22 protein-coding genes and 1 other annotated feature are annotated in these 22,732 nt (G+C 52.4%); of the genes, 11 read left to right on the forward strand and 11 right to left on the reverse strand.

What is annotated here, in order from left to right; all coding sequences use genetic code 11:
* Positions 1 to 147 precede the first annotated feature (147 nt).
* Positions 148 to 1,245: an efflux RND transporter periplasmic adaptor subunit gene (locus ACMHXE_RS09820; protein WP_101053575.1), complete on the forward strand. Its 1,098-nt coding sequence runs from the start codon at positions 148 to 150 to the stop codon at positions 1,243 to 1,245.
* The gene (locus tag ACMHXE_RS09825) at positions 1,245 to 4,364 is read left to right on the forward strand and encodes a multidrug efflux RND transporter permease subunit (RefSeq protein ID WP_413732121.1); all 3,120 of its coding nucleotides are present in this window, start codon (positions 1,245 to 1,247) and stop codon (positions 4,362 to 4,364) included. The genes ACMHXE_RS09820 and ACMHXE_RS09825 overlap by 1 nt, the downstream gene beginning before the upstream one ends.
* An 83-nt stretch (positions 4,365 to 4,447) precedes the next feature.
* On the opposite strand, the gene ACMHXE_RS09830 is transcribed toward ACMHXE_RS09825, so the two are convergent.
* Together ACMHXE_RS09830 and ACMHXE_RS09835 are read right to left on the reverse strand one after the other, a co-directional pair.
* Positions 4,448 to 4,801, reverse strand: a complete 354-nt coding sequence (locus tag ACMHXE_RS09830; protein ID WP_101053572.1) for a DUF1428 domain-containing protein — start codon at positions 4,799 to 4,801, stop codon at positions 4,448 to 4,450.
* Between the two features lie 209 nt (positions 4,802 to 5,010).
* Complete coding sequence (locus ACMHXE_RS09835; RefSeq protein ID WP_101053570.1) at positions 5,011 to 5,436, reverse strand: OsmC family protein; 426 nt, start codon at positions 5,434 to 5,436, stop codon at positions 5,011 to 5,013.
* Positions 5,437 to 5,625: 189 nt separating this feature from the next.
* On the opposite strand from ACMHXE_RS09835, the gene ACMHXE_RS09840 reads away from it, so the two are divergent.
* Positions 5,626 to 6,372, forward strand: coding sequence for a substrate-binding periplasmic protein (locus tag ACMHXE_RS09840; protein WP_101053568.1), 747 nt, complete (start codon positions 5,626 to 5,628; stop codon positions 6,370 to 6,372).
* Positions 6,373 to 6,434: 62 nt separating this feature from the next.
* The gene (locus ACMHXE_RS09845) at positions 6,435 to 6,869 is read left to right on the forward strand and encodes a thioesterase family protein (protein WP_101053566.1); all 435 of its coding nucleotides are present in this window, start codon (positions 6,435 to 6,437) and stop codon (positions 6,867 to 6,869) included.
* 2 nt (positions 6,870 to 6,871) lie between these two features.
* Here the strand turns inward: ACMHXE_RS09845 and ACMHXE_RS09850 are convergent, their stop codons facing one another.
* Both ACMHXE_RS09850 and ACMHXE_RS09855 read right to left on the reverse strand, forming a co-directional pair.
* Positions 6,872 to 8,365, reverse strand: a complete 1,494-nt coding sequence (locus tag ACMHXE_RS09850; protein WP_101053564.1) for a putative bifunctional diguanylate cyclase/phosphodiesterase — start codon at positions 8,363 to 8,365, stop codon at positions 6,872 to 6,874.
* Positions 8,366 to 8,412: 47 nt separating this feature from the next.
* On the reverse strand, positions 8,413 to 9,255 hold the full coding sequence (locus ACMHXE_RS09855; protein WP_039034241.1) for an HDOD domain-containing protein: 843 nt from the start codon (positions 9,253 to 9,255) through the stop codon (positions 8,413 to 8,415).
* Between the two features lie 311 nt (positions 9,256 to 9,566).
* Here ACMHXE_RS09855 and yegQ point away from each other — a divergent pair, with 311 nt between their 5' ends.
* The 3 genes from yegQ (at position 9,567) to ACMHXE_RS09870 (ending at position 11,660) form a co-directional block, all read left to right on the forward strand.
* A complete protein-coding gene (gene yegQ, locus ACMHXE_RS09860; protein WP_101053562.1) occupies positions 9,567 to 10,931 on the forward strand; it encodes a tRNA 5-hydroxyuridine modification protein YegQ in 1,365 nt (454 codons plus the stop codon).
* A 269-nt stretch (positions 10,932 to 11,200) separates the two neighbouring features.
* Complete coding sequence (locus ACMHXE_RS09865; RefSeq protein WP_028779037.1) at positions 11,201 to 11,452, forward strand: YfhL family 4Fe-4S dicluster ferredoxin; 252 nt, start codon at positions 11,201 to 11,203, stop codon at positions 11,450 to 11,452.
* A gap of 7 nt (positions 11,453 to 11,459) precedes the next feature.
* Positions 11,460 to 11,660 (forward strand): hypothetical protein, encoded by a 201-nt coding sequence (locus ACMHXE_RS09870; protein WP_224867401.1) that lies wholly within the window; start codon positions 11,460 to 11,462, stop codon positions 11,658 to 11,660.
* Positions 11,661 to 11,751: 91 nt separating this feature from the next.
* Here the strand turns inward: ACMHXE_RS09870 and ACMHXE_RS09875 are convergent, their stop codons facing one another.
* Entirely contained in the window at positions 11,752 to 12,120 is a 369-nt protein-coding gene (locus tag ACMHXE_RS09875) for an acyl-CoA thioesterase (protein ID WP_025009448.1), read from the reverse strand.
* 166 nt (positions 12,121 to 12,286) lie between these two features.
* Entirely contained in the window at positions 12,287 to 13,303 is a 1,017-nt protein-coding gene (ltaE, locus tag ACMHXE_RS09880) for a low-specificity L-threonine aldolase (RefSeq protein ID WP_165564736.1), read from the reverse strand.
* 360 nt (positions 13,304 to 13,663) lie between these two features.
* On the opposite strand from ltaE, the gene ACMHXE_RS09885 reads away from it, so the two are divergent.
* The gene (locus tag ACMHXE_RS09885) at positions 13,664 to 14,305 is read left to right on the forward strand and encodes a trimeric intracellular cation channel family protein (protein WP_101053556.1); all 642 of its coding nucleotides are present in this window, start codon (positions 13,664 to 13,666) and stop codon (positions 14,303 to 14,305) included.
* Positions 14,306 to 14,456: 151 nt separating this feature from the next.
* On the opposite strand, the gene thrC is transcribed toward ACMHXE_RS09885, so the two are convergent.
* The 3 genes from thrC to thrA are packed head-to-tail and all read right to left on the reverse strand — an operon-like array spanning position 14,457 to position 19,200.
* Positions 14,457 to 15,740: a threonine synthase gene (gene thrC, locus ACMHXE_RS09890; RefSeq protein ID WP_101053554.1), complete on the reverse strand. Its 1,284-nt coding sequence runs from the start codon at positions 15,738 to 15,740 to the stop codon at positions 14,457 to 14,459.
* Between the two features lie 38 nt (positions 15,741 to 15,778).
* Positions 15,779 to 16,738 (reverse strand): homoserine kinase, encoded by a 960-nt coding sequence (gene thrB, locus ACMHXE_RS09895; protein WP_208191977.1) that lies wholly within the window; start codon positions 16,736 to 16,738, stop codon positions 15,779 to 15,781.
* A complete protein-coding gene (gene thrA / locus ACMHXE_RS09900; protein ID WP_165564734.1) occupies positions 16,735 to 19,200 on the reverse strand; it encodes a bifunctional aspartate kinase/homoserine dehydrogenase I in 2,466 nt (821 codons plus the stop codon). The genes thrB and thrA overlap by 4 nt, the downstream gene beginning before the upstream one ends.
* A gap of 34 nt (positions 19,201 to 19,234) precedes the next feature.
* Positions 19,235 to 19,355 (reverse strand) — a sequence feature (Thr leader region).
* A 478-nt stretch (positions 19,356 to 19,833) separates the two neighbouring features.
* Between thrA and slyD the strand changes: the two genes are divergently transcribed.
* Together slyD and ACMHXE_RS09910 are read left to right on the forward strand one after the other, a co-directional pair.
* Positions 19,834 to 20,445, forward strand: coding sequence for a peptidylprolyl isomerase (gene slyD / locus ACMHXE_RS09905; RefSeq protein ID WP_101053548.1), 612 nt, complete (start codon positions 19,834 to 19,836; stop codon positions 20,443 to 20,445).
* 153 nt (positions 20,446 to 20,598) lie between these two features.
* Positions 20,599 to 20,979, forward strand: coding sequence for a hypothetical protein (locus ACMHXE_RS09910; protein ID WP_101053546.1), 381 nt, complete (start codon positions 20,599 to 20,601; stop codon positions 20,977 to 20,979).
* Between the two features lies 1 nt (position 20,980).
* Here the strand turns inward: ACMHXE_RS09910 and trpR are convergent, their stop codons facing one another.
* Positions 20,981 to 21,256 carry a trp operon repressor gene (trpR, locus tag ACMHXE_RS09915; RefSeq protein WP_101053544.1) on the reverse strand — a complete coding sequence of 92 codons (276 nt, stop codon included), beginning with the start codon at positions 21,254 to 21,256 and terminating at the stop codon, positions 20,981 to 20,983.
* A gap of 197 nt (positions 21,257 to 21,453) precedes the next feature.
* Here trpR and ACMHXE_RS09920 point away from each other — a divergent pair, with 197 nt between their 5' ends.
* Positions 21,454 to 21,906, forward strand: coding sequence for a c-type cytochrome (locus ACMHXE_RS09920; protein WP_215774106.1), 453 nt, complete (start codon positions 21,454 to 21,456; stop codon positions 21,904 to 21,906).
* A gap of 60 nt (positions 21,907 to 21,966) precedes the next feature.
* Here the strand turns inward: ACMHXE_RS09920 and ACMHXE_RS09925 are convergent, their stop codons facing one another.
* The gene (locus tag ACMHXE_RS09925; protein WP_101053542.1) at positions 21,967 to 22,644 is read right to left on the reverse strand and encodes a cytochrome b/b6 domain-containing protein; all 678 of its coding nucleotides are present in this window, start codon (positions 22,642 to 22,644) and stop codon (positions 21,967 to 21,969) included.
* Positions 22,645 to 22,732: the final 88 nt, after the last annotated feature.

Here is a 22,732-nt window from a genome sequence, read left to right on the forward strand (position 1 = left end):
GGTTACGTAAATCGATTTTCCAGTCACATTTTCGTACTGGAATTTGCGCTTTTTTACACTCATTTACCAGCTTTATGCATAAGGCTAACGTAAAATAGGTGCCCTCAAGATCCGCAATGGACCTCTACCGGAATCAGATAAGACACCATGAAGAAAAGCTACATAGGACTAGTGGTCCTTGGCCTTTGTGTGGCCACCTATCTCCTATTGACGCCAACGGCAGAAAATACCGTCAAAAAGCCCGGCTCAGGCATGGGGATGGGGATGGGCAAAGCCGCCGTTCCCGTAATTACCGCCACAGTCACAGAGCAATCCCTGGCGCAATCCCTGACTCTGATAGGCAAGCTGGAAGCAGAACGCTCGGTCACCATAGCGCCTCAAGTCGCCGGCAAGATAGACGCTATCGCAGTGCGCTCCAATCAAGAGGTGAAGGCAGGTGAACTCTTGCTGGTTTTGGAAGAATCCAAGGCCAAGGCGGCAGTGATGGAAGCCGAATCTTATCTGGCCGATGAGCGGCGTAAGTTGGGCGAATATGAAAAACTGATCGGCCGCAACGCCATTACCCAGACAGAAATTGATGCCCAACGCGCCAGCGTCAGTATCGCCGAAGCCAGGCTGGCCTCGGCCAGGGCCGAACTATCCTACCATCATCTGCGGGCTCCCTTTTCCGGTACAGTGGGCCTGGTGGATTTCAGCAAGGGTAAGCTGGTGAGCCAAGGAACCGAACTCTTGAGTCTCGATGATCTGAGCTTGTTGCGGCTCGATCTGCAGGTGCCCGAGTCTTATCTGTCGCAACTGAGTGTCGGCATGCAGGTACAAGGCAGCAGCAGTGCCTGGAACGGCCAACTATTTCAGGGCAAGGTGGTTGCCATAGATCCCAGAGTCAACCCGGATACACTCAATGTCAGGGTAAGGGTAGAGTTCAACAACCCAAACAAACACTTGAGGCCTGGCATGATGTTGTCGGCCACCCTGACCTTCCCACCACTGCATCAGGCGGTAGTGCCGGTGCAGGCGTTGGAGTATTCCGGCACCAAGCGTTATGTCTATCGCATCGATGAAAGCAGCATAGCCCACCGCACCGAAGTGCATCTGGGCGCCCGGGTCGACAATCTGGTGCTGATCACAGATGGCGTCAGCCAAGGGGATCGCATTGTTGTTCAGGGGCTGGTGAATATTCGTGATGGCGCCAGTGTCAAGCCCTTGACCGCCGAAGCAGTACAGCAGACCGGGGAGCTTCACTGATGTTGTTATCCGATGTATCGGTCAAACGGCCAATCAGTGCCATAGTGCTGAGCCTGCTTTTGTGTGTCTTTGGTCTGGTGTCTTTCAGCAAGCTGTCGGTGCGGGAAATGCCGGATGTGGAGAGCCCGGTCGTCACTGTGATGACCACCTATGAAGGGGCCAGCGCCTCTATCATGGAGAGTCAGGTCACCAAAAACCTTGAGGATGAGCTGACAGGCATCAGCGGTATCGATGAAATCACCTCGGTGAGCCGCAACGGCATGTCGCGGATCACTGTGACCTTCAAATTGGGCTGGAATCTCACCGAAGGGGTGAGCGATGTCCGTGATGCGGTGGCCAGGGCGCAGCGCAGGCTGCCGGAAGAGGCCAACGACCCGGTAGTCTCCAAAGACAACGGCTCGGGCGAGCCCTCCATCTATGTCAACTTGAGCTCCAGCGAGATGGATCGTACCCAGCTCACTGACTATTCCCGCCGGGTACTGGAAGATAAGTTCAACCTGATCACAGGGGTCAGCTCGGTGGATATCTCAGGTGGTCTCTACAAGGTGATGTATGTGCGCCTCAAGCCTGAGCAGATGGCCGGTCGCAATGTCACTGTGCAGGATATCCTTACAGCCCTCAAGGCGGAGAATATGGAATCCCCCGGCGGCGAGCTGCGTAACGACACCACTGTGATGACAGTGCGCACCGCCCGCCTCTATCTGAGCCCTGAGCAATTCGACTATCTGCAGGTCAGCAGCGCAAACGGCTCGCCGGTTTATCTCAAGGATGTGGCCGAGGTGTTTGTCGGCGCCGAGAATGAAAACTCCACTTTCAAGAGCAATGGCATAGTCAACCTCAGCCTGGGGATAGTGCCGCAATCGGATGCCAATCCGCTGGATGTCGCCAAAGATGTTTACAAGCAGGTGGACGCACTGCAAAAGTTTCTGCCGGCCGGTACCCAGCTATATGTGGACTACGACTCGACCGTGTTTATCGATCAGGCCATAGACGAGGTGTATTACACCCTCTATATCACGGCGGCGCTGGTACTGCTGGTACTGTATATTTTTATCGGCCAGCTGCGGGCAACGCTTATTCCTGCTGTGACTGTGCCGGTATCGCTGATCTCGGCCTTTATGGCCGCCTACTTCTTGGGCTTTTCCATCAACCTGCTGACCCTGATGGCACTGATCCTGGCCATAGGCCTGGTGGTGGATGACGCCATTGTGGTGGTAGAGAATATCTTTCACCACATAGAGCGCGGGGAAGATCCGCTGCTGGCCGCCTACAAGGGCACCCGCGAAGTGGGCTTTGCCGTTATTGCCACCACGGCGGTATTGGTGATGGTATTTCTGCCCATCTCCTTTATGGAAGGCATGGTCGGCTTGCTGTTCACCGAGTTTTCCGTGCTGCTGGCGGTGTCTGTACTGTTCTCATCCCTGGTCGCGCTAACACTGACACCTGTGCTCAGCAGCCAGTTGCTCAAGGCCAATGTCAAACCCAACGCCTTCAACCGCGCCTTGAATCGATTCTTTGCCGCGCTCGAGCTTAAGTATCGCGCCATGGTGGCCATTGCCATACGTCACAAGGTTGCGGCGCCCCTGGTGATCCTCGCCTGTATCGGCGGCAGCGCCTTGCTGGTAAACCATATTCCTGCACAGCTGGCGCCGCAGGAAGACCGCGGAGTGATCTTCGCCTTTATCAAGGGCGCCGAAGGCACCAGCTATAACCGCATGACAGCCAACATGGATATAGTACAGGATAGGCTGATGCCGCTGCTGGGCCAGGGCGTGCTCAAGTCCTTCAGTGTGCAGGCGCCGGCCTTTGGTGGCCGCGCCGGTGATCAAACAGGTTTTGTGATCATGCAGCTCGAGGATTGGGAGGACAGGGATATCAACGCCGATCAGGCGCTGGTGATGATAGCCCAAGTATTGAAAGATATTCCCGATGTGATGGTGCGTCCCATGTTACCCGGCTTCCGTGGCCGCTCCAGTGAGCCGGTGCAGTTTGTTATCGGCGGATCCGACTATAAAGAGCTGTTCAAATGGGCACAGCTGCTGCAACAGGAGGCCAACAGCAGTGGCCTGATGCGCGGCGCCGATCTGGATTATGCCGAAACCACCCCTGAGCTTCTGGTCACGGTTGACCGACAAAGGGCGGCAGAGCTTGGTGTCAGTGTTGCCGATGTTTCGGAAACCCTGGAGGTGATGCTCGGCGGCCGCAAGCAAACCACTTATGTGGACAGGGGTGAAGAGTATGATGTCTACGTGCGCGGGGATGAAAAACAGTTCAGCAGCATGAGCGACCTCAGCCAGATCTATATGCGGACCACCAAGGGCGAGCTGGTTACCCTCGACAGCCTGACGCATATCGAAGAAGTGGCCTCGCCGCAGCGACTGAGCCATACCAATAAACAAAAATCCATCACCATCAAGGCTAACCTCATGGATGGCGCCACTCTGGGGGAAGCACTGGATTTCCTCGACGCCAAGGCGATTGAATCCCTGCCCGGTGATATCAGTATCAGCTACACAGGTGAGTCGAAAGACTTCAAGGAAAACCAGAGCAGCATGCTGCTGGTATTCGGTTTGGCCCTCTTGGTGGTTTATCTGGTGCTGGCGGCTCAGTTCGAAAGCTTTATCAACCCACTGGTGGTGATGTTGACCGTCCCTATGGGGGTTTTCGGCGGCTTCCTTGGTCTGTGGCTGACACAACAAGGACTCAACCTCTACAGCCAGATAGGGATGATCATGTTGATAGGCATGGTAACCAAGAACGGGATTCTGATCGTCGAATTTGCCAACCAACTGCGAGACAAGGGGCTGGCCTTCGAACAGGCGGTTATCGATGCCTCAGCGCGGCGTTTGCGGCCTATCCTGATGACCTCCTTCACCGCGATTGTCGGCGCGATTCCGCTTATCTTCTCCACTGGTGCCGGCTCTGAGAGCCGTATTGCCGTGGGTACTGTGGTGTTCTTCGGTATGGCGTTTGCGACCTTTGTCACCCTGTTGGTGATCCCGGCCATGTATCGACTCTTGTCCTATAACACCAAGTCGCCCGGCCATGTCAAAGACAGGCTCAATGCCGCTATCGCCCGGCAGCAGGCGCAGATAAACATAGGCTCAGGTTCAGATTGATTCTGTCTGGGTCAATAAGGAGCCTCAATAAAACAAGGGATGCCAAGCGGCATCCCTTGTTTTATTGAGGAGTCAAAGAAAAGCTATTCCTTGAACAGCATCTCAAAGCCGCCCCAGATCATTCTCTTGCCATCGAACGGCATATCGCCGAGAGTCTCGGGAACGGAAGGATCTGTCATGATAAACTGCATGCCTTTATCACGCGTGGCCTTGTCCGGCCAAAGGATCCAGGAAACCACCACAGTCTCGTCGTCTTGGCGCTTTACCGCCATAGGCATGGAAGTAAGCTTACCTTCCGGGACATCATCCCCCCAGCATTCTACCAGCTCCAAAGCGCCCTGAGACTTGAACAGACCCGCCGCCCGGCGTGCATGCTCAAGATATTGCTGTTTCTTGGCGCTGGGAACCGGAGCGACCACCACATCGATATAACTCATTTTCGCCTCCTTTGCTCTGTTATCCCTGAACTTGCATCTTCCCTTGCAAGTGTAGGAGGCGAAACGGCATTTTGCCGTCTGAGTCAGTGGTTATCTGTCAGCCTGCCAGTATTCACAGCAGCAAGCCTGGATCAGCGCTTTATTTTATTTAGCCCGGGTTTGGCCAGGATTGGCTGTGCTCAAGCCAAGCGCATTTGAAGCTTCAGGCCTCAGATACTTTGATGCTCTACTCTTGAGGCACTCAGCAGGTTGTCATGCACGGGACAACGATGGCAGACAGTATCGAGAAACTGCTGCTTCTGCTCTGCCGTCAAGTCGGCATCGATATCGGCATCCAAGGTGATACGGCGAAATCCGACAGGATCCTCGCTGACTTTCCCCAGCAAACCGTCGGAATTCATCTCGCCACGCACCTTGATATTCATCCCCCGGAGATCGATTTTCTGCTCTCTGGCCACCATTCTGGCAATGGCAGAAATACAGCCCCCCAGAGAAAACAGGAAAGTCTCCAGCGGATTGGCCCCTTCGTTACCGGCCGTCGGTTGGTCAATGACCAAGGTATGCTCACGCACCTGTGCTGTCACTTTCCAGCCTTTACCCATTTTGGTTTCAAGTTCAATAATCTTTTCTGGCATGGTACTACCTCATCCATTAGAAAAATTTTAATGAGATTAATCTAATGATTATTGTAATGCAAACCCGTATAACGTAACTGTCGCCAAGCTCACAACTCAAAAACTTGTCTCGCTGAGACTATCGAAAAGACTAAGACTCAGGTACTATTTTTAGTCTTTATAACCGGGCCGCTCAACCAAAGGACGAGAATGAGATCTGGAATAATAGCTGTATTAATTTGTTTTCTTTGCATATTACCTACCAAGTCAACCAGGGCAACCCCTCAGAATAAAGTCTTACTCGCCGCCGAAGACAGTTGGCCCCCTTTCGCCGACAGAACCGGGCAAGGCTTATCTCACCAACTGATCGCCGCGGCTTTTTCTATTGAACATATCCAAGTGGAAAGCTTGGTAGTACCCTACTCCAGAGCCTTGATGATGGCCCGAAAGGGCCAGGTTCAAGGAGTGTTCAATGTCACTCGTGAGCGCAGTACTGAGGCGGGTTTTCTGTTTGGTGAAGAGCCACTGTTTATTGCCAATGCCTCCTTCTACTACAACAAAAACCGGCCACTGAGTGCCCAAAACAAATGGCAACTTCCGAGGGGGAGTGTCGTAGGGGTTATCAAAGGTTATGAATATGGCGATGAATTCGCCAAACTAAGCAAACAGTTGCAGCTGGTTCAGGTCGCCAGTCAGGAACAACTGCTCAATCTCCTGCTGCTCAACCGTATAGATGCCGCCATTATGTTCGACAAGGTGGCCGAAGGCGTTATCAAACGTATGGGAGTGAAGGAGGAGATTCTGCCGGCATTTCCCAACCATCAGAGCCGAATATTCCTGGCATTCTCACTGCAGGACGCCGACTCACCGGCTTTGGCCAAGGCATTGGATAAAGGGTTGCGACAGATGAAACAAAGCGGTCAATATCAGCAAATAATCAACAATGGTCGCTTCTGAGTGCTCATCTTTCGCTATCACAGTGTTAAACTGCCGGGCACGAATCTACCACAGGTATCCGCATGCAACTCAGCTTCAGCCCTTGGTTCCATTTTCAATTGCAGATCTACTACGAAGACACAGATTTTTCCGGCGTGGTGTATCACCCCAATTTTCTGAAGTACTTCGAGCGCGCCCGTGAACAGGTCATAGGGGCCAACGAACTCAAACGCCTGTGGCATTCGGATGGAATAGGTTTTGCGGTCTACCGCTCCGAGCTTACCTGTCAGGAAGGGGTCGAATTTGCCGATATCCTGGATGTCCGTACCCGCTTTGCCTTCGAAAGCAAATACCGCACCGTGTGGGAACAGGAGATCTGGCGTGAAAACGCTGTCAGGGCTGCGGTCAACGGCAGGGTGGAAATGGTATGCATGAATAGTCAGCGTCAGCTTTGTCCCATGCCTGCGACACTACTCGAACAGTTGGCTGCTCAACTACAGCAGATTGAGTTCCCTTGAGTTCAGCCTGCTGTCTTGGCATGTATGCAGTGTTTAGCGTACCAGTACTCCAGTTCCGGCGCCGTTTTGGGTTTGGCAACAATATCTCCCTGCAGTTGGTCAGCCCCCATGGAAATTAGCACCTGTTTCAGCGCCATCGACTCTACCCCCTCGACAGTGACCTCAAACCCCAGCGACTTGGCCATCTGAATACTGGCACGCATGATATGCTTGGCATTACTGTTGCTGAGCAGCTCTTCGTTAAAGGCCTTGTCGATTTTGACTTCATCTACCGGCAGATTTTTCAAATAGGCCAGCGACGAGTGCCCGGTACCAAAATCATCTATCGCCAGGCGAATATCCAGTTGCCGCAGCCGCTCCAGGATTTTTATCGCCTGCTCGAGGTCGGCCATCAGGCTGCTCTCGGTGATCTCTATCGCCAGCACATCACCCGGCAACTGGTATTCTTGCAATTGACGTTCAATCTCCTGCAGCATGCAGCCGTTGTTGAGGTCCTGCGCCGAGAGGTTAAGTGCAATTCGCACTTTAAAGCCACCACTGCGCCACTTACGCTGCTGTAGCATCACCTGCTCCAGCGCCCAATGACTCACCAGGCCTATCATGCCGGAATACTCAGCCAACGGAATAAACTCGGCCGGAGAAATGGCGCCGAATTTCGGATGTTCCCAGCGAATAAGCGCTTCGACCTGGCGACAAAGGCCGCTGTTCACCTCTTCTTTGGCCTGGTAAACCAGATACAACTGACCTGTCTTCAACGCCTTGGGCAGACTGTTGATGATCTCCAGCTCGCGCATTTGGATACTGTCTTCACCCGTCTGATAACCGGCCAGCAGATCACGGCTATTGCGGGCCTTTTTCAGCGCCAGATCCAGGCGGCGCAACATCAAGCTGAGATTGGTATGATGAGCATGTAAATCCAGATAACCCATCTGAATGCGAATACTTACAGGCGTACCGTCAATATCAAAAGGCACCTGCAACCTGCCCCGCAGCCGATGAAGATCTTCTTCTGTCTGTTGCTGCTCAAAGTACAGCAGAAACTCATCTTCATTCATTCGCGCCAATAACCTGGGCCCATGTTGCAACCCCAGCAGGCGGTCTGCCATCTGCTTGAGCAGCTGATCACCAAAGGCAAAGCCAAACAGGTCATTGACGTAACGGAAACGGTAGATGTCCAGCAGCACCATGGTGCCCTGTTGCAACGGCATCAAGGCGGTAACGCTGCGCTTGAGCCCTACCCGATTGGCAAGGCCTGTGAGTTTATCTTTCCCCACGGGAGGCGGAAGCGCCTGCAGCAACTTCTCCAGACTATTAACCAAATCATAAAATGCGACCGGCACCCAAGGCAGTTCGAGTGGTGCGCGGGCTTTTATCTGATTATCGAGTTGCATGCCAAGCCGCTTGATAAAGCGACGTTCTTTTTGGCGCTGGCGGCGCCACAAAAGGAGAATAAACACAGTAATTAACGCGATAGAAAGCAACCATGGGCCTATCATCAAAGTGGTATTCTCCCGTGAACAACAAAGATGGGTTAATTCAATACTTACTCATAGCTTTGCTTGATTGAATGATATTTATCCAGAAACTCATCACAGCCAAGTAGTTCGGCACTGACGGGTAGACCTCTGTCAACAAAGACTTCCAAACGCTGCTCAAGCTCGGCGCCGGCTCGTAACTCACCGGTATAGAAGGCCGCCGAACGAATAAAATCCAAGTAAGTCACATGATCCGGCAGATAGGGCAGATCGGCCCAGCGTTCGACCACTTCCATCACATCCGGGGCAAAGTCCCAGCTCTTGAGTACCGCCCGCCCTATGGGCCCTTGCATCTTGCGCACCAAGGCTCTTAGCTGATCTATGCTGCCAAAAAGCTCGGGGTGTGCCTCGGCCTCGGTCAGTACCGGCAAGGCACCTATATTGTGCACCAGGCCCGCCAGGGTCAAAGTATCATAATTCAGGCCGCTGCCCGGATGGGTCTTGTTATAGATAAGTAACATGGCGCCGGCCGCAGCGGTAACATCTATTGATGTGCGCCACACTTCGTCCATGACTTCCCACACCATTTCGTTGGTGGAAATAAACAGCTGCTCCATGGCGATAGAGGTAGCGATGGATTTTATCTGCGCCAAGCCTATACGGGTCACCGCGCTGTTGATGTTTTCCGCCGGGATCCCCCGGCTGTAGAAAGCACTATTGGCTACCTTGATCATACGCGCCGATATGGCGGCATCCTGACCTATGATATCGGCAACCTCCCTCAGGCTTGAATCGGGACGACTGACGACTTCCTGCACCCGCATGGCCACTTCCGGCAAAGTGGGTAGCACCAGGGTATCGTTCTTGAGTTTCCGCAACAAACCAACCAAGAGTTGATGTTCGGTAGACATGCACTCTCCAATGTAAAAAAACTGTTCAAATACTGTGACTCAGTATATCAGCAACCCCGGCGGCCGCGAGCGTAAAAAAGCGTCAAGTGATGTTGACTGCCACTAAAATTCAACCAAGTAACAACTTGCCGGGATTGAAGACCTCGTAATGGCTTGCCAAGTTGAGCCATTCAGGCAATTTTAAATGGCCAAAGTTTACTGATTGGTAACCCGGGGCGGGGATATTTGATAGCCCGGCCCTAATTGAGTAAAATGCCGCCCCTGCTGCCAAGTCGCGCAACCGCCGGACTGCCGTTAATTGAGAGTAAATTATGTTTAAACCAGAGCTTCTGTCTCCCGCCGGGACCCTGAAAAATATGCGTTATGCCTTTGCCTATGGTGCAGATGCCGTATATGCAGGCCAACCCAGATACAGCTTAAGGGTACGTAACAACGACTTTAAGATGGAAAATCTGGCTACGGGTATTCAGGAAGCCCATGCTCTGGGCAAGAAACTCTATGTGGTCAGCAATATCGCTCCCCACAATGCCAAGCTCAAGACCTATATCAAGGACATGGAGCCTGTGGTCGCCATGCAGCCGGATGCCCTTATCATGTCAGATCCCGGTCTCATCATGATGGTTCGTGAAGCCTTTCCCGAGCAGGTGGTACACCTTTCGGTACAGGCCAACGCCATCAACTGGGCCTCGGTCAAATTCTGGCAGTCCCAGGGGATTAAACGCGTGATCCTCTCCCGCGAGCTGTCACTGGATGAAATCGAAGAGATCCGTCAGCGTTGCCCGGACATAGAGCTGGAAGTGTTTGTTCACGGCGCACTGTGCATGGCCTATTCCGGCCGTTGCCTGTTGTCCGGCTATATCAATAAGCGCGACCCTAACCAAGGCACCTGCACCAACGCCTGCCGCTGGAAGTATGATGCCCACGAGGCCAAGGAAAATGAAACCGGCGACATAGTCGCAGTCAATCCGGTGCAGATAGAGCAGCCGACTTTAGGCCAGGGCCCAAGCAGCGATCAGATTTTCCTGCTGCAGGAGGCCAACCGCCCCGGCGAATATATGCCGGCCTTCGAAGACGAGCACGGCACCTACATAATGAACTCCAAAGATCTGCGCGCCATTCAGCATGTAGAGCGCCTGAGCCGTATCGGCGTGGATTCATTGAAGATTGAAGGCCGCACCAAGTCCTTCTACTACGTGGCGCGCACGGCGCAGCTTTACCGTCAGGCCATAGACGATGCCGCAGCCGGAAAAGACTTCGACCGCAGCCTGATGAACCGCCTGGAAGGCTTGGCTCACAGGGGCTACACCGAGGGCTTCTTGCGCCGTCATGTTCACGATGAGTACCAGAACTACGAATACGGCCACTCTATCAGTGACAACCAGCAGTTTGTCGGTGAGTTTACCGGTAAGCGTAACGCCGAAGGCCTGGCCGAAATCGAAGTGAAGAACAAGTTTTTGCTGGGTGACAGCCTGGAGATGATGACACCGCAAGGCAACATCAACCTGACATTGGAAAGTTTGCAAAACCGTAAGGGCGAAGCCGTTGAGGCAGGTTTAGGATCGGGCCATACTGTCTATATGCCGGTACCGGCCGATTTGGAACTGGACTCGGCCATCTTGCTGCGTAACTTGCCGGAAGGAACTGATACCCGCAATCCACACGCCGCAACCAAGTGAATCCTGTCTTCCTGAGTATGTTCTCAACCTTTACACGAAAGGCTGCCTTCAGGCAGTCTTTCGTTTTACGCAAGCCATAGTGCTCTATAACAATCCCTTTGTAGCCATGCACACTGGTTATCAATAATAGTGCTGCCGACAGGTGCTCCCCCTATGATAAAATCTGTGTTATGACTTAGCTTGAGCGCCACTTGCCACTATTTTTGTGCGCCAAGCATTGAACGAAAACCTGCAAGACAGGATAAGTAATTTCGAGGAAAGACAAGGCAATGGCCTTAATCATTGATGACAGCTGCATTAACTGCGATATGTGTGAGCCCGAGTGTCCCAACCAAGCCATCACTATGGGTGAAGAGATCTATGAAATAGATCCGGCGCGCTGCACCGAATGTGTTGGCCACTATGACAACCCAACCTGTGTTTCTGTCTGCCCTATAGACTGTATCGACAAGGATCCCGAACATCAGGAAACCCAAGACGAATTGCTGGTAAAATACGCTCAATTGACCGGCAAGCTATAAGGATAAAATGATGAAAACATTACTGCTTCTTGTTGCATTACTTAGTCTTGGCGCCTGTGCCGAGCTCAAGGAAACCGGCCGTACCATAGGCCACACCACCAGAGACGTGACCAAGGAGATAGGCCACACCACCCGGGATGTGACCCGTGAAATCGGCCACGCCTCCCGTGATGCCGCCAAATCGGTCAAGGAAGAATTGAAAAACTGAGCCATCACGCCCAAGAAATTCAAGCCCTTTCTCGCCAGCCAACCGGGCAAAGCTCAGCCTGGTTGGCAAGCGCATTCAAACATTAGAGTTATCAAGCGGCATTGGCCCGCATACCGTGAGGCACGGGCAAGCCGGCTTCATTCACATTGACGAAGACCATCTTGTCAATGCTGACAATAGGCGCCAGATTCAGTTTATTGCGCACTTCGCAGCGAATGGTGATGGAAGTATGCCCCAGGCTGATAAGCTCAAGGCCAAATTCAATCACATCCCCAAGCTTTGCCGGGGTCATAAAGTTGATTTCCGAGATAAGCTTGGTCACATGGCTGACACTCTTCATCTGGCATGCGGCGAAGATGGCCGCTTCCTCATCAATCCAGCTCATCAACTGTCCACCGAACAAGGCTCCCGCCGGGTTGAGATGTTCGTGTTTAACCAAACGCCGACTGTAGTATTTCATGTTTGCGTCCTCGCATTCGCCTATGATTGAAATTCGCACTTGAACTAAAGCAAATTGGACGCCAAACATTCAATCAATATAATTCAATAAGTTACACCAAACTTATGCTCATAAATACCATTGCGATGCACCAGGATAACTCCTGCTGCACCCTAATGGACCGTGCTCAAACCTGGCTGAGCACCCGTTTGAAGGCCTGCAGAGTCTTGTCGATATCAGCAGCGCTGATATCTTTGTGAGTCACCAGGCGTAGTTGCCGAGCGCCGCTGATACGCACTCCTTCCTGCAACAAGCCTTTGACCAGAGCTTCAATATCCACTTCATCGGCCAAAGTGGCAAACACCATATTGGTTTGTACCTGGCTCATATCCAATGCCAACTCTTCCAACTGACTCAAACCTTCGGCCAAAGCCTTGGCATTGGCGTGATCTTCCGCCAAACGCGCCACCTGCTCAGTCAAGGCCAGCTCGGCTGCCGCAGCCAGAATACCGGCCTGGCGCATTCCGCCACCCAGCATCTTCCGCCAGCGACGCGCCTTATTAATAAGCCGCTCATCTCCGAGTAATAAAGAGCCAACCGGTGCCGCTAACCCCTTGGATAGACAGATAGATACCGAGTCGAAATATTGGGTTATATCGGCTATCTCCAACCCCTGCGCCACAGCAGCATTGGCCACCCGTGCGCCATCAAGATGGATTTTCAAACCGTGATTGAAGGCCAACTGCTGCGCCTTGGCCAGGTATTCCTGTGGCAATACCTTTCCACCTATGGTGTTTTCCAGGCTTAATAGACGGGTGCGGGCAAAGTGAAAATCATCGGGTTTGATGGCAGCGCGAATATCTTCAAGCGCTACACTGCCGTCGGCCTGATTATTCAGTGGTTGAGGCTGAATACTGCCAAGCACGGCCGCACCACCTCCTTCAAACTTATAATTATGGGCTTGTTGGCCACACAGGTATTCATCGCCCCGCTCGCAGTGGGACATGAGTGCCAACAGGTTGGCCTGAGTGCCCGAGCTGGTAAACAAGGCACTGTCAAAACCGAACATCTCGGCGGCCATGGCTTCGAGGCGATTGACCGTAGGGTCATCGCCGTAAACATCATCGCCCACCTGCGCGGCCGCCATGGCCTGGCGCATCGCCGCAGTAGGTTGGGTCACGGTATCACTTCTGAAATCTATCATCTATCCCCCATATCACATCCAGTTGCCCACATTAAGATACATGGGACAAAACACTCTAGCGCCGCTCGGCTTGACTGTACAGCGCCAGGAGGGCAAAGCTATATAACTGGACTTTTTACCAAATTGACACAGCCAAATAGTCCAAACAAAACGAGAGAAAGACAATCACACACATCAATCAGTAATCCTCATGCAAAGTAAAAAATAAAACCATTTAAAATCATAAAACTAAAAATTTATAACCTAAACAAACCAAATAATACATAAATAAAACTAATCCAAATATTTAAATAAAATCACTGTTAAACTGCGGTATTTTCCGGCAGAATTCTGATCCTCTGTCATTTTGATGCGAATATTATGCAAGAAGCTCAGTTTATCGCCATACTTTGGCTGATTGGTGTACTGGCCGAAGCAATGACCGGCGCCTTGGCGGCGGGTAAAAAACAGATGGATCTCTTTGGCGTGGTAATTATAGGTTGTGCTACCGCCATAGGCGGCGGCACGCTCAGAGACATGCTATTGGGTAACTACCCGCTGATCTGGGTAGAAAACTGGCATTATCTGGTGGCTATCGGCTTTGCTTCACTGCTAACTGTGATAATCGCCCCTGTGATGCGTTACCTGTCAAAGCTGTTTCTGGCAATCGATGCCCTTGGACTGGCTGTGTTTTCCATTGTCGGAGCCCAAAAGACCCTGCTGCTGGGTTTCAGTCCCGTAGTGGCTGTGGTAATGGGTGTGGTTACCGGGGTTTTCGGCGGTATTATTCGCGACATTCTCTGTAATCAGATGCCGCTGATCTTTCGCAAGGAGCTGTACGCAGTGATCTCCATCATCACTGCCGGGCTCTATGTATTTTTGTCGCAATGGCAACTGGCAGAATGGCTAAATCTCAGCCTGTGTCTCACTCTGGGGTTCAGTTTGAGGATGCTGGCTATTAAGTATCACTGGGCCATGCCAACTTTCGACTACCAAACCGGCTCAGATCCACACCTGGATTGATCATACACTTGGCAGATACTGCCAAGCCAAACACAGATCCAACGTATTGTTTTATCTATTGGATCTGTATTGATTCGCCTACAGCTGTAGATGTTTCACCTAACCCTTGATTTTGGAAGCCTATTTGACCTCCAAAACCAAGCTCTAATCCCTAATCCAATACCGAAAACATATGCTGTTTAAGGCTATCAAAATCGGCCGGCAGAACAGCCGAAAGCAGCGGCTTATCAGCCACCCTTTGCAATGCCTCTGGCAGTGGCAGACAGGTGTTCAACTCGCGGTCGACCACATCCTTGAATTTGGCCGGATGTGCGGTTGCCAGAAAAATCCCCTGCTCTTCATCCTGCAGTGACAAACGCAGTGCCTCGGCGGCCACCGCTGCATGGGGCTCTGCCAGATAACCTGTCTGCTCAAGCGCTAACATGGCCTGACGGGTTTGCCCCTCGGAAAGCGCCAAGCCGGACAAGTCAGACAGCGGCCATTTCATCTCGGCAAAAATCGCTTCCACTCTGGGCCAGTTGCTCGGCTCGGACACATCCATGGCGTTGGACATGGTCGCAACAGTTTGCCGCGGCGCCCAATCACCAAAACTCAAATAGCGCGGTACAGTATCATTGCTGTTGGTGGCCGCCACAAAGCGCTTGATGGGCAATCCCATGGCTTTGGCCAGCAGACCCGCGGTCAGGTTACCGAAGTTACCACTGGGGACACTGACAACCGGCGCCGATTGATGCAGCTTTCTATGCTGGGCGACCGCTTCAAAGTAATAACAGATCTGCGCCAGCAAACGGCTGATATTGATGGAGTTGGCCGAGTTCAGGTGCAAACCGTCACGAATATCACTGTCTTCAAAGGCCTGCTTGACCAAATGCTGACAGGCATCGAAGTCGGCTTCGACCGCGACTGTGTGAATATTGCCGCCCAGAGTGGCAAACATCTTCTCCTGCAACTCACTGATCTTGCCTTTGGGATAGAGCACCATCACCCGCACCTTATCCAGGCCAAAGAAGGCATCGGCCACCGCCGCGCCTGTATCCCCGGAGGTCGCGGTCAAAATGGTCAGCGGCTCTGAGCCGCCAAGCTGGTTGAGACACTGAGCCATAAAACGGGCACCGAAGTCTTTGAAAGCCAAGGTTGGCCCATGAAACAGCTCCAGACAACTGCGCTGCGCATCCACCTGCACCAGCGGCAGAGGGAAATTAAACGCTTGCTCCACCAGTTTGTCGACACAGTCCTGCCCCAGTTCATCGGCGAGCCAGGCGCCGAGTATCTGCTTGCTGCGCTCGACAAAAGGCAGAGCCAACAAGGCATCGACATCTGCCAGTTTCGGGATCCGGGTTGGGAAAAAGAGCCCTCGGTCCATGCCAAGACCCAGCTTGAGCGCTTCAGTAAAACTTACCCGCTGTGCCGGGTGCTTGAGGTTATAGAGTTCCATATTGATGCCTTAAATTCTTTTTTGGATGAAAATGCGTTTCAGGACAATACCCGGGTGCCTTGCATATCCAGGCGGCAGATGTGAGCAAAGCCGCCCGCTTCGGTTAAATAGTGTTGTTCCAGGTAGCGCTTGGCCTGCTCGGCGCGGGCCAGATCGCCGCTGATAGAAAACAGGGTTGGGCCGCTGCCGGAAATCCCGGTGGCCAACATACCCAGCTCAGACAATCCGCGCCGCGCCGCCAGATACCCTGGGATAGCCTCGGCCCGATAGGGTTCGGCCAACACGTCTTTCAACACAGTCAGCGCCAGCGCCTCATCCTGGCGGTAACAAGCATGAACAAAGGCGCTGAGATTGCGACCAAATTCTATGCAGGTTCCCTTGTCATATTGGTTCGGCATCAAGGCGCGCATGGACGCTGTCGATAATGAAATCCCGGGATAGGCCACCAGCCAGTACCAGGAATCAAAGGCCGGCAAGGGCTCGCAGATACGCCCGGGTAAATCCAGCATCAGTTGCAATCCACCCAAGTAGCAAGGCGCCACGTTGTCATAATGCACCGAGCCACTGATCTCCCCTTCAAAACGCCCCATCAACCCCAGCAAGGCCTGCTCATCATAGGGACGACCAAAATATTCATTGAGACCATAGAGCGCCGCCACCACTGAGCTGGCACTGGAGCCAAGGCCGCTGCCTACCGGCAGGTTCTTGGACAGGGTCAAAGAAACGCCTTGATTGATCCCGGCTTCACCTAGGAAAAACTCGGCGCAGCGATAGACAATATTCTGTTGCGGCTCCTGTGGCAGCTTATGAGCCCAGGGGCCAAGTTGAGTCAGAGAAACGCCGCAAGACGCGGCGCCCACTGTAACTGTATCCCCCAGTAAACTGCCATCAATGGGGGCCAGTGCGGCGCCCAGCAAATCGAAGCCGACACCGACATTTCCCATAGAGGCGGGCGCATAGACAGTCACAGGTGCATTGGCAGGAATAAACTGACTCATGCGCTGACCTCCCGAGTCCAGTTGAGGGTTCTGAGCAAGTCGGCGAACACCCCGGCGGCCGTCACCTCAGTACCGGCACCATAGCCTCTGAGTACAAAGGGGATCGGCTGGTAGTAGCGGCTGTAGAAAGCCAGTGCATTCTCACCACCTTTGACGCTGAACAGGGGATCATCGGCCGCCACTTCGGCGATACGCACCCTGCAACCTGACTCATCTATCTGGCCGACATAACGCAGGCGTTTACCCTTGGCATGGGCGGCAGCGACTCGCTCGGCAACGGCCGCATCCAGCTGTTGCAGAGCCTTCATAAACTGGGCTACATCGCCTGATGCATCGAAGTCATCCGGCAAGACAGACTCCACCTGAATATCATCCAGCTCCAGCGGCAAGCCCACTTCCCGTGCCAAAATCAACACCTTGCGCGCTACATCCATACCATTGAGATCGTCCCTGGGGTCCGGCTCGGTGAAGCACTTTTCCCGGGCAATGGCCGTGGCCTGTGACAGACTCATCCCCTCATCCAGCATACCGAAGATAAACGACAGCGACCCCGAGAGTATCCCCTGGAAACGCAGCAGCTTATCACCGGCAAACAGCAACTTTTTCAGGTTATCGATAACCGGCAAACCGGCGCCGACATTGGTTTCATAAAGGAACTGGCGCCGCTGGGCCAGCGCGGTTTGCCGCAGCGCGCGGTAAAAAGCCAACTCACGGGTATTGGCCTTCTTGTTGGGTGTCACCACGTGCAAACCGGCATTCATCACATCCAGATAACGGCCGGCAATGACATCCGAAGAGGTGCAATCCAGCAATACGGGATTGAGTAACTGCTGCTCCTTGGCCCAGGCCAACATCTGTGTCAGATCAAAGGCGACGGGCGAATCGTTGAGCCTTGACTGCCAATCGGCAAGGGAGATACCGGCGGCGTCGAGCAACATCTTGCCTGAGTTGGCGATGGCGCAAACCCGAATACTAATATGTTGCCCTTTGAGCATGGCTTCCTGCTGTTTTATCTGCTCCAGCAAGCCTGTGCCAATGTTACCGGCGCCAACTAGGAAGACATCGAGATACTGCTGCACATCGAAAAAGCCCTGATGGCAGGCTGCTACCGCATGACGCGTCTTGCGCTGCTCGACCACGGCAGAAATGGAGCGCTCGGACGAGCCCTGGGCAATGGCGATGATATTGACACTGGCCTGGGCCAGGGCCTGAAAGAAGCGCGCAGCCACACCCTTATGGGTACGCATACCGTCACCTATCAGGGACACTATCGCCAGTTGATCCCGCATCTCCAGCGGCTCCAACAGTTCACTCTTGAGCTCTAGTTCAAACTCCTGCTCCAGCGCCCACTTGACTCTGGGGGCATCCAAAGTGGCCACACAGAAACTGATGCTGTACTCACTGGAGCTTTGAGTGATCAGCGATACCGAAACCTTGGCTCTGGCGATGGACTCCAAAATACGCGACGCCATCCCCACCATGCCTTTCATTCCCGGGCCTGAGACGTTGAACATGGTTTGGTTATCCAGATTGGAAATCGCCTTGACCTGCAACCCGGTCTGATCCGGCTGATTGGATACCAGAGTGCCCGGCGCTTTGGGGTTAAAGCTGTTTTTGATGTAGCACGGGATTTGGAACTGGGCTATGGGCGAAATGGTCTTGGGGTGCAGCACCTTGGCGCCAAAATAGGAGAGCTCCATTGCCTCTTGGTAACTGAGCTGGGAGAGCAGCTTGGCATCGGCAACCACCCGGGGGTCGGTATTGTATACCCCATCGACATCTGTCCAGATTTCGCAGCTGTCGGCATCCAGACAAGCAGCCAAAACTGCGGCCGAATAATCCGAACCATTGCGTCCCAGAGTCACCACCTTGCCATCGGCACCGGCAGCGGTAAACCCCGGCATGACCCACACTCTCTGCTCATCGAGTTTAAGCAACGCAAATCTGGGCTTACTGACAGCGATATCCACCACAGACTCCAATGGTGTGCCGACGCCGAGGAATAATTCTCTCGGGTCGAGTAAACCGGCACTGACTCCCTTGGCCTTGAGCACTTCAACCATCAAGGCTGCGGAGAGTCGCTCACCTGCCACCAGGATCTCGGCCCGCACACTGTCAGGACACTCCCCCAGAAGCTGAACCCCAGCCAATTTTGCCCGCCAACTCGCCAACTGTTGTGCCAATACCTTCTTCAGCTGTTGTCTGGCTTCCTCTGCAAAAGATACAGATGCATCGGCATACAAAGCTTCAAATACCTCAGCCACCTTGGCAAGAGCCTCGTCGACATCCCCCTTTGCCAATACCATATCAACCATGGCCAACAGATTGTTGGTTACGGTTGCCGGAGCCGACAGCACTGTGGCCACTTGCTCTTCTCTGGCACTGGTCAGAACAATTTCTGCTGCCATTTCAAACCTTTGCCAGTTTGCCAGCGAGGTACCGCCGAACTTCATCACTTTCATCTGTCTCTCCTTTAAATACCGCGCCCGCCCAGGAAACAAAAAAGCCCGCTCCTTGGTGGGAGCGGGCTTCTTGTTTGCAATTCTTCAGGGTATAGTCAGCCCGCCCCCACACTGGTAATGGTGGTGGTTGTAATGGTGGTAATTACAACTGAGCTTAGCTGATACATTGGGTTTCTATACTCGTTTTATTCTCTTGTGTTCAGGCCGGTTCATTCAGGAGTTTAGCTCCTTGGAATGACAGCAATGCAAACAGGATTGCTTTTTTCTGTAGCATTTGTCAAGGGGCGCTTTCATGAAAATTCTAATAAAATGCCAATCTCATTGAATAAGTCTCACCAAAGTCTGTTTTTAACTGGATAAGTATCAACAAAACTCCCTCATTATAATTAACCTTAACGTAAAGTGTATTTGGCTAAAAAGCTGAGTCTCAGCCAAGCAAGTGCAATCAAAGACACCCAAATAGAATTTTTAGAAAAGACGTTTAAAAAATAATGGCTTTTTTAGTTCCAGCCTGCCCCAAAATGTCATCTTGGCGGCAAAACTCTGTGCAACAGTTGGCATAAGCAACGCTCGGATATCGCCAGCGCGGAAAAAGCACGTTATCATGCGGCCACATTCTGAACGGGAGGCGATATGCAAATCACCCAACACAGCGCGGTTACCATTCACTACCGCCTGACTGACGCCAAGGGTCAGTTGATAGAAAGTTCTTTTGAGGCAGATCCTATGGTCTACCTCCACGGTATGGAAAACCTGATCCCGGGACTTGAAAAAGCACTGGAAGGCAAGAGCAAAGGCGATACGCTGGAAGTGACCATAGAATCTGAAGAAGCCTATGGCCCATACCATGATGGTCTGCGTCAGGAAGTTCCTCTGGAAGCCTTTGGCGATATCCAGGACATAGTACCTGGTATGCGCTTCATCGCCGAAACTGAAATGGGCCAGCGCCCGGTACAAGTGACCGAAGTACTGGACAACAGTGTTATCGTTGATGGCAACCACCCTCTGGCAGGCCAATCACTGACCTTTAATGTCGAAGTGATGGACGTGCGTGAAGCGACAGCCGAAGAGATTGCTCACGGCCATATCCACGCCCATGGCGGTTGTGGTGGTCACGGCCAGGATCACGGCGGTTGCTGTGGCGGTCATGATCACGAGCACGGCGGCTGCTGTAATTCAGATGCAGAGGAAGACGCCAAGAAAGAAGGCTGTGACGGTAACGGTGGTTGCGGCTGCCGCGGTTAATAACCAAGCAGACAGACCACCTAGCAAATTATTGCTATCAATCGAGAGTCCGGCCAATGCCGGACTCTTTGTTTATGGCACTTTAGAAAACAAGGTTGGACGTAATTCTTTGGACTAAAATCAATAGATACCCCGGATGCGAAGAAATGCCCCGTGATCTTGTCCAGATTGGTCTACGAGAGCCTGCCCTATCTGTATTTTTTGACCGGTAGCCTGGCGCTCTATTTACTCGAATCCTTGCTTGGGATCCTGGGTTCCGTTTTGCTTATATTGGCCGCGGCCCGGATTTACAACCTGCGTTCGAGTCACAGACGCAGCGATCCCAAACGCCTGCGGCGGGGAGGAGTTTGGCCCGAACCCCTGTATGCAGGATTGCCTTTCCTCTGGCTGCTGTCGGGCATGCTACTGTTAAGGTTTTCCGACCAAGAAGTTTACCAGCTACTGGGGCTGCTCTTCTGTGCCTGGAGCGGCTATATTCTGAATCAGCGCCACCTCTACCGCCGCCACAAATTGCCGCGACAACCCCTGATGTAACTCAAAGGATCAAGGCTCGGATTTTTTCCTTCAGCGCTGCGGGCATATGCTTCAAATAGTTGGAACAACGGGTAATGGTTGCTATGCTCACCTCATACTCGGCCGCAATCTGCCGCTGACTCATCTCCCCTTCAAGCAATACCTGAAACACCTTCAAACGGCCGGCGATGGCATGTCTTTCATCATCGGTCAACAACAATTCAAACAGGCAGTTTAGGTCTTCGGGATTATTGTGAGCCAGTACTTTCTCCAGTACTGATATCCAATCAGGGCGCATAGTAACTCTTTCGTGTTCACGTAATGGTACGTGAACACAGTATAGCGTTGTTTTCCTGCGAAAAAAAGTCGTGTTTTAGCAGCCAGTTACTGACAAAACTTTACATGTAAACTGAAAAAGTCTACTCCCTAGGTCAAACAAAATGTGTACAATAGCCAAGCAATGTCACATTAACGCACAAACTTGTGAGAATGATAATGAAAAAATACTTACTGATGTTAGCCGCCACCGCGGCGCTTAGCGCTACAGCTGTTCAGGCCCACAACTTTGAAAGCAGCGATGATGCCATCCAGTACCGTCAGTCTGGTTTCAGCCTGATGGCCTATAACTTCGGTGATATCGGTGCCATGCTCAAAGGCAAGAAAGACTTTAACGCCGATGTTGCAGCTATGCGTGCAGCCAATGTGGCCGCCCTGGCGAAACTGCCACTGGAAGGCTTTATCGATGGTTCCGACAAAGGTGATACTGAAGCTCTGGCCAAGATTTGGGCCGACAAGGCTGACTTTGAAGCCAAGTTCAAAGAACTGCAAACCAATGCCGACGCCCTGGCTATTGCAGCCAAAGACGGCGACAAGAATGAGCTGAAAAAAGCCTTCGGTGCCGTTGGCAAGAGTTGCAAAGGCTGCCACGACGTATACAAAAAAGACTAATCCCTTTTAGTCATCACAATAAAAAGCCTGCATCTAGCAGGCTTTTTATTGTTTGGAAACTTACAACATGCCTATCACTGGCATCATCAAAAAGTGCACCACAGGCACGGCGACTACCAATAAAAGCACCAATGCCAGTATCAAAGAGGCAAACCTGGGTTGCTGCGCTTCTGCAGCCGGTAAGCGCTTATAGCCACTGAACATTGCCCCCACCAGCTTTTCACCTTTGAAGCGGTGCAGCAAGACGGCGGCCACATGAATACCGGCAAGGATCAATAAAAGATCGAAATTCTTCTTGTGTAACCAGGTAAACCAACTAGCGGTTTCACCGCTGACATAAGAAACCAAGGGCCCTTCGGTAAATATCTCATCTGTGGCAAACAAACCCGACACCAATTGCAAGCTGATTATGACCAGTAAAAGTACCACCATATAACCCCCAAGAGGGTTATGCCCTAAAGAATGAGGAGCCTGCTTGGCCCGCATCTTGGCAAGATAATCCAATGCCTGACGGGGATGACGGACAAAATGACTGAAACGGGCAGTGTCGCTACCGATAAAGCCCCAAATAAGCCGTACCACCAACAAGATCATCAGACTATAGGCGAACAACTGGTGATAGCTCATCTCGCCCTGATCGGCACTCCACCACAGCCCGCCCAAGAGCAGCAACATGCCCCAATGAAACACCCGCACAGGTATATCCCAGACCTTCACTTTAACTTCGTTGTTATTCATAAAGTACTTCCTGTTATCACCCGTTTTGGCCCGAACGGCATAAGGGTAAAGAGTTGTAGATAATACACATGATGATATTTAAAGCGAC

The sequence above is a fragment of the Shewanella sp. BJSY2023SW007 genome (assembly GCF_047314525.1).
Taxonomy (GTDB): domain Bacteria; phylum Pseudomonadota; class Gammaproteobacteria; order Enterobacterales; family Shewanellaceae; genus Shewanella; species Shewanella chilikensis.

Excerpts from the sequence above, each read along its gene's own strand:
- ACMHXE_RS09850 (WP_101053564.1), bottom strand. The coding sequence starts at position 8,365 with ATGATAGGCCCATGGTTGCTTTCTATCGCGTTAATTACTGTGTTTATT.
- ltaE (WP_165564736.1), bottom strand. The coding sequence starts at position 13,303 with ATGATAGATTTCAGAAGTGATACCGTGACCCAACCTACTGCGGCGATG.
- slyD (WP_101053548.1), top strand. The coding sequence starts at position 19,834 with ATGCAAATCACCCAACACAGCGCGGTTACCATTCACTACCGCCTGACT.
- trpR (WP_101053544.1), bottom strand. The coding sequence starts at position 21,256 with ATGCGCCCTGATTGGATATCAGTACTGGAGAAAGTACTGGCTCACAAT.
- ACMHXE_RS09825 (WP_413732121.1), top strand. The coding sequence starts at position 1,245 with ATGTTGTTATCCGATGTATCGGTCAAACGGCCAATCAGTGCCATAGTG.
- ACMHXE_RS09885 (WP_101053556.1), top strand. The coding sequence starts at position 13,664 with ATGCAAGAAGCTCAGTTTATCGCCATACTTTGGCTGATTGGTGTACTG.
- thrA (WP_165564734.1), bottom strand. The coding sequence starts at position 19,200 with ATGAAAGTGATGAAGTTCGGCGGTACCTCGCTGGCAAACTGGCAAAGG.
- thrC (WP_101053554.1), bottom strand. The coding sequence starts at position 15,740 with ATGGAACTCTATAACCTCAAGCACCCGGCACAGCGGGTAAGTTTTACT.
- ACMHXE_RS09820 (WP_101053575.1), top strand. The coding sequence starts at position 148 with ATGAAGAAAAGCTACATAGGACTAGTGGTCCTTGGCCTTTGTGTGGCC.
- ACMHXE_RS09845 (WP_101053566.1), top strand. The coding sequence starts at position 6,435 with ATGCAACTCAGCTTCAGCCCTTGGTTCCATTTTCAATTGCAGATCTAC.
- ACMHXE_RS09840 (WP_101053568.1), top strand. The coding sequence starts at position 5,626 with ATGAGATCTGGAATAATAGCTGTATTAATTTGTTTTCTTTGCATATTA.
- ACMHXE_RS09920 (WP_215774106.1), top strand. The coding sequence starts at position 21,454 with ATGAAAAAATACTTACTGATGTTAGCCGCCACCGCGGCGCTTAGCGCT.
- yegQ (WP_101053562.1), top strand. The coding sequence starts at position 9,567 with ATGTTTAAACCAGAGCTTCTGTCTCCCGCCGGGACCCTGAAAAATATG.
- ACMHXE_RS09925 (WP_101053542.1), bottom strand. The coding sequence starts at position 22,644 with ATGAATAACAACGAAGTTAAAGTGAAGGTCTGGGATATACCTGTGCGG.
- thrB (WP_208191977.1), bottom strand. The coding sequence starts at position 16,738 with ATGAGTCAGTTTATTCCTGCCAATGCACCTGTGACTGTCTATGCGCCC.
- ACMHXE_RS09855 (WP_039034241.1), bottom strand. The coding sequence starts at position 9,255 with ATGTCTACCGAACATCAACTCTTGGTTGGTTTGTTGCGGAAACTCAAG.
- ACMHXE_RS09835 (WP_101053570.1), bottom strand. The coding sequence starts at position 5,436 with ATGCCAGAAAAGATTATTGAACTTGAAACCAAAATGGGTAAAGGCTGG.
- ACMHXE_RS09865 (WP_028779037.1), top strand. The coding sequence starts at position 11,201 with ATGGCCTTAATCATTGATGACAGCTGCATTAACTGCGATATGTGTGAG.
- ACMHXE_RS09830 (WP_101053572.1), bottom strand. The coding sequence starts at position 4,801 with ATGAGTTATATCGATGTGGTGGTCGCTCCGGTTCCCAGCGCCAAGAAA.
- ACMHXE_RS09870 (WP_224867401.1), top strand. The coding sequence starts at position 11,460 with ATGATGAAAACATTACTGCTTCTTGTTGCATTACTTAGTCTTGGCGCC.
- ACMHXE_RS09875 (WP_025009448.1), bottom strand. The coding sequence starts at position 12,120 with ATGAAATACTACAGTCGGCGTTTGGTTAAACACGAACATCTCAACCCG.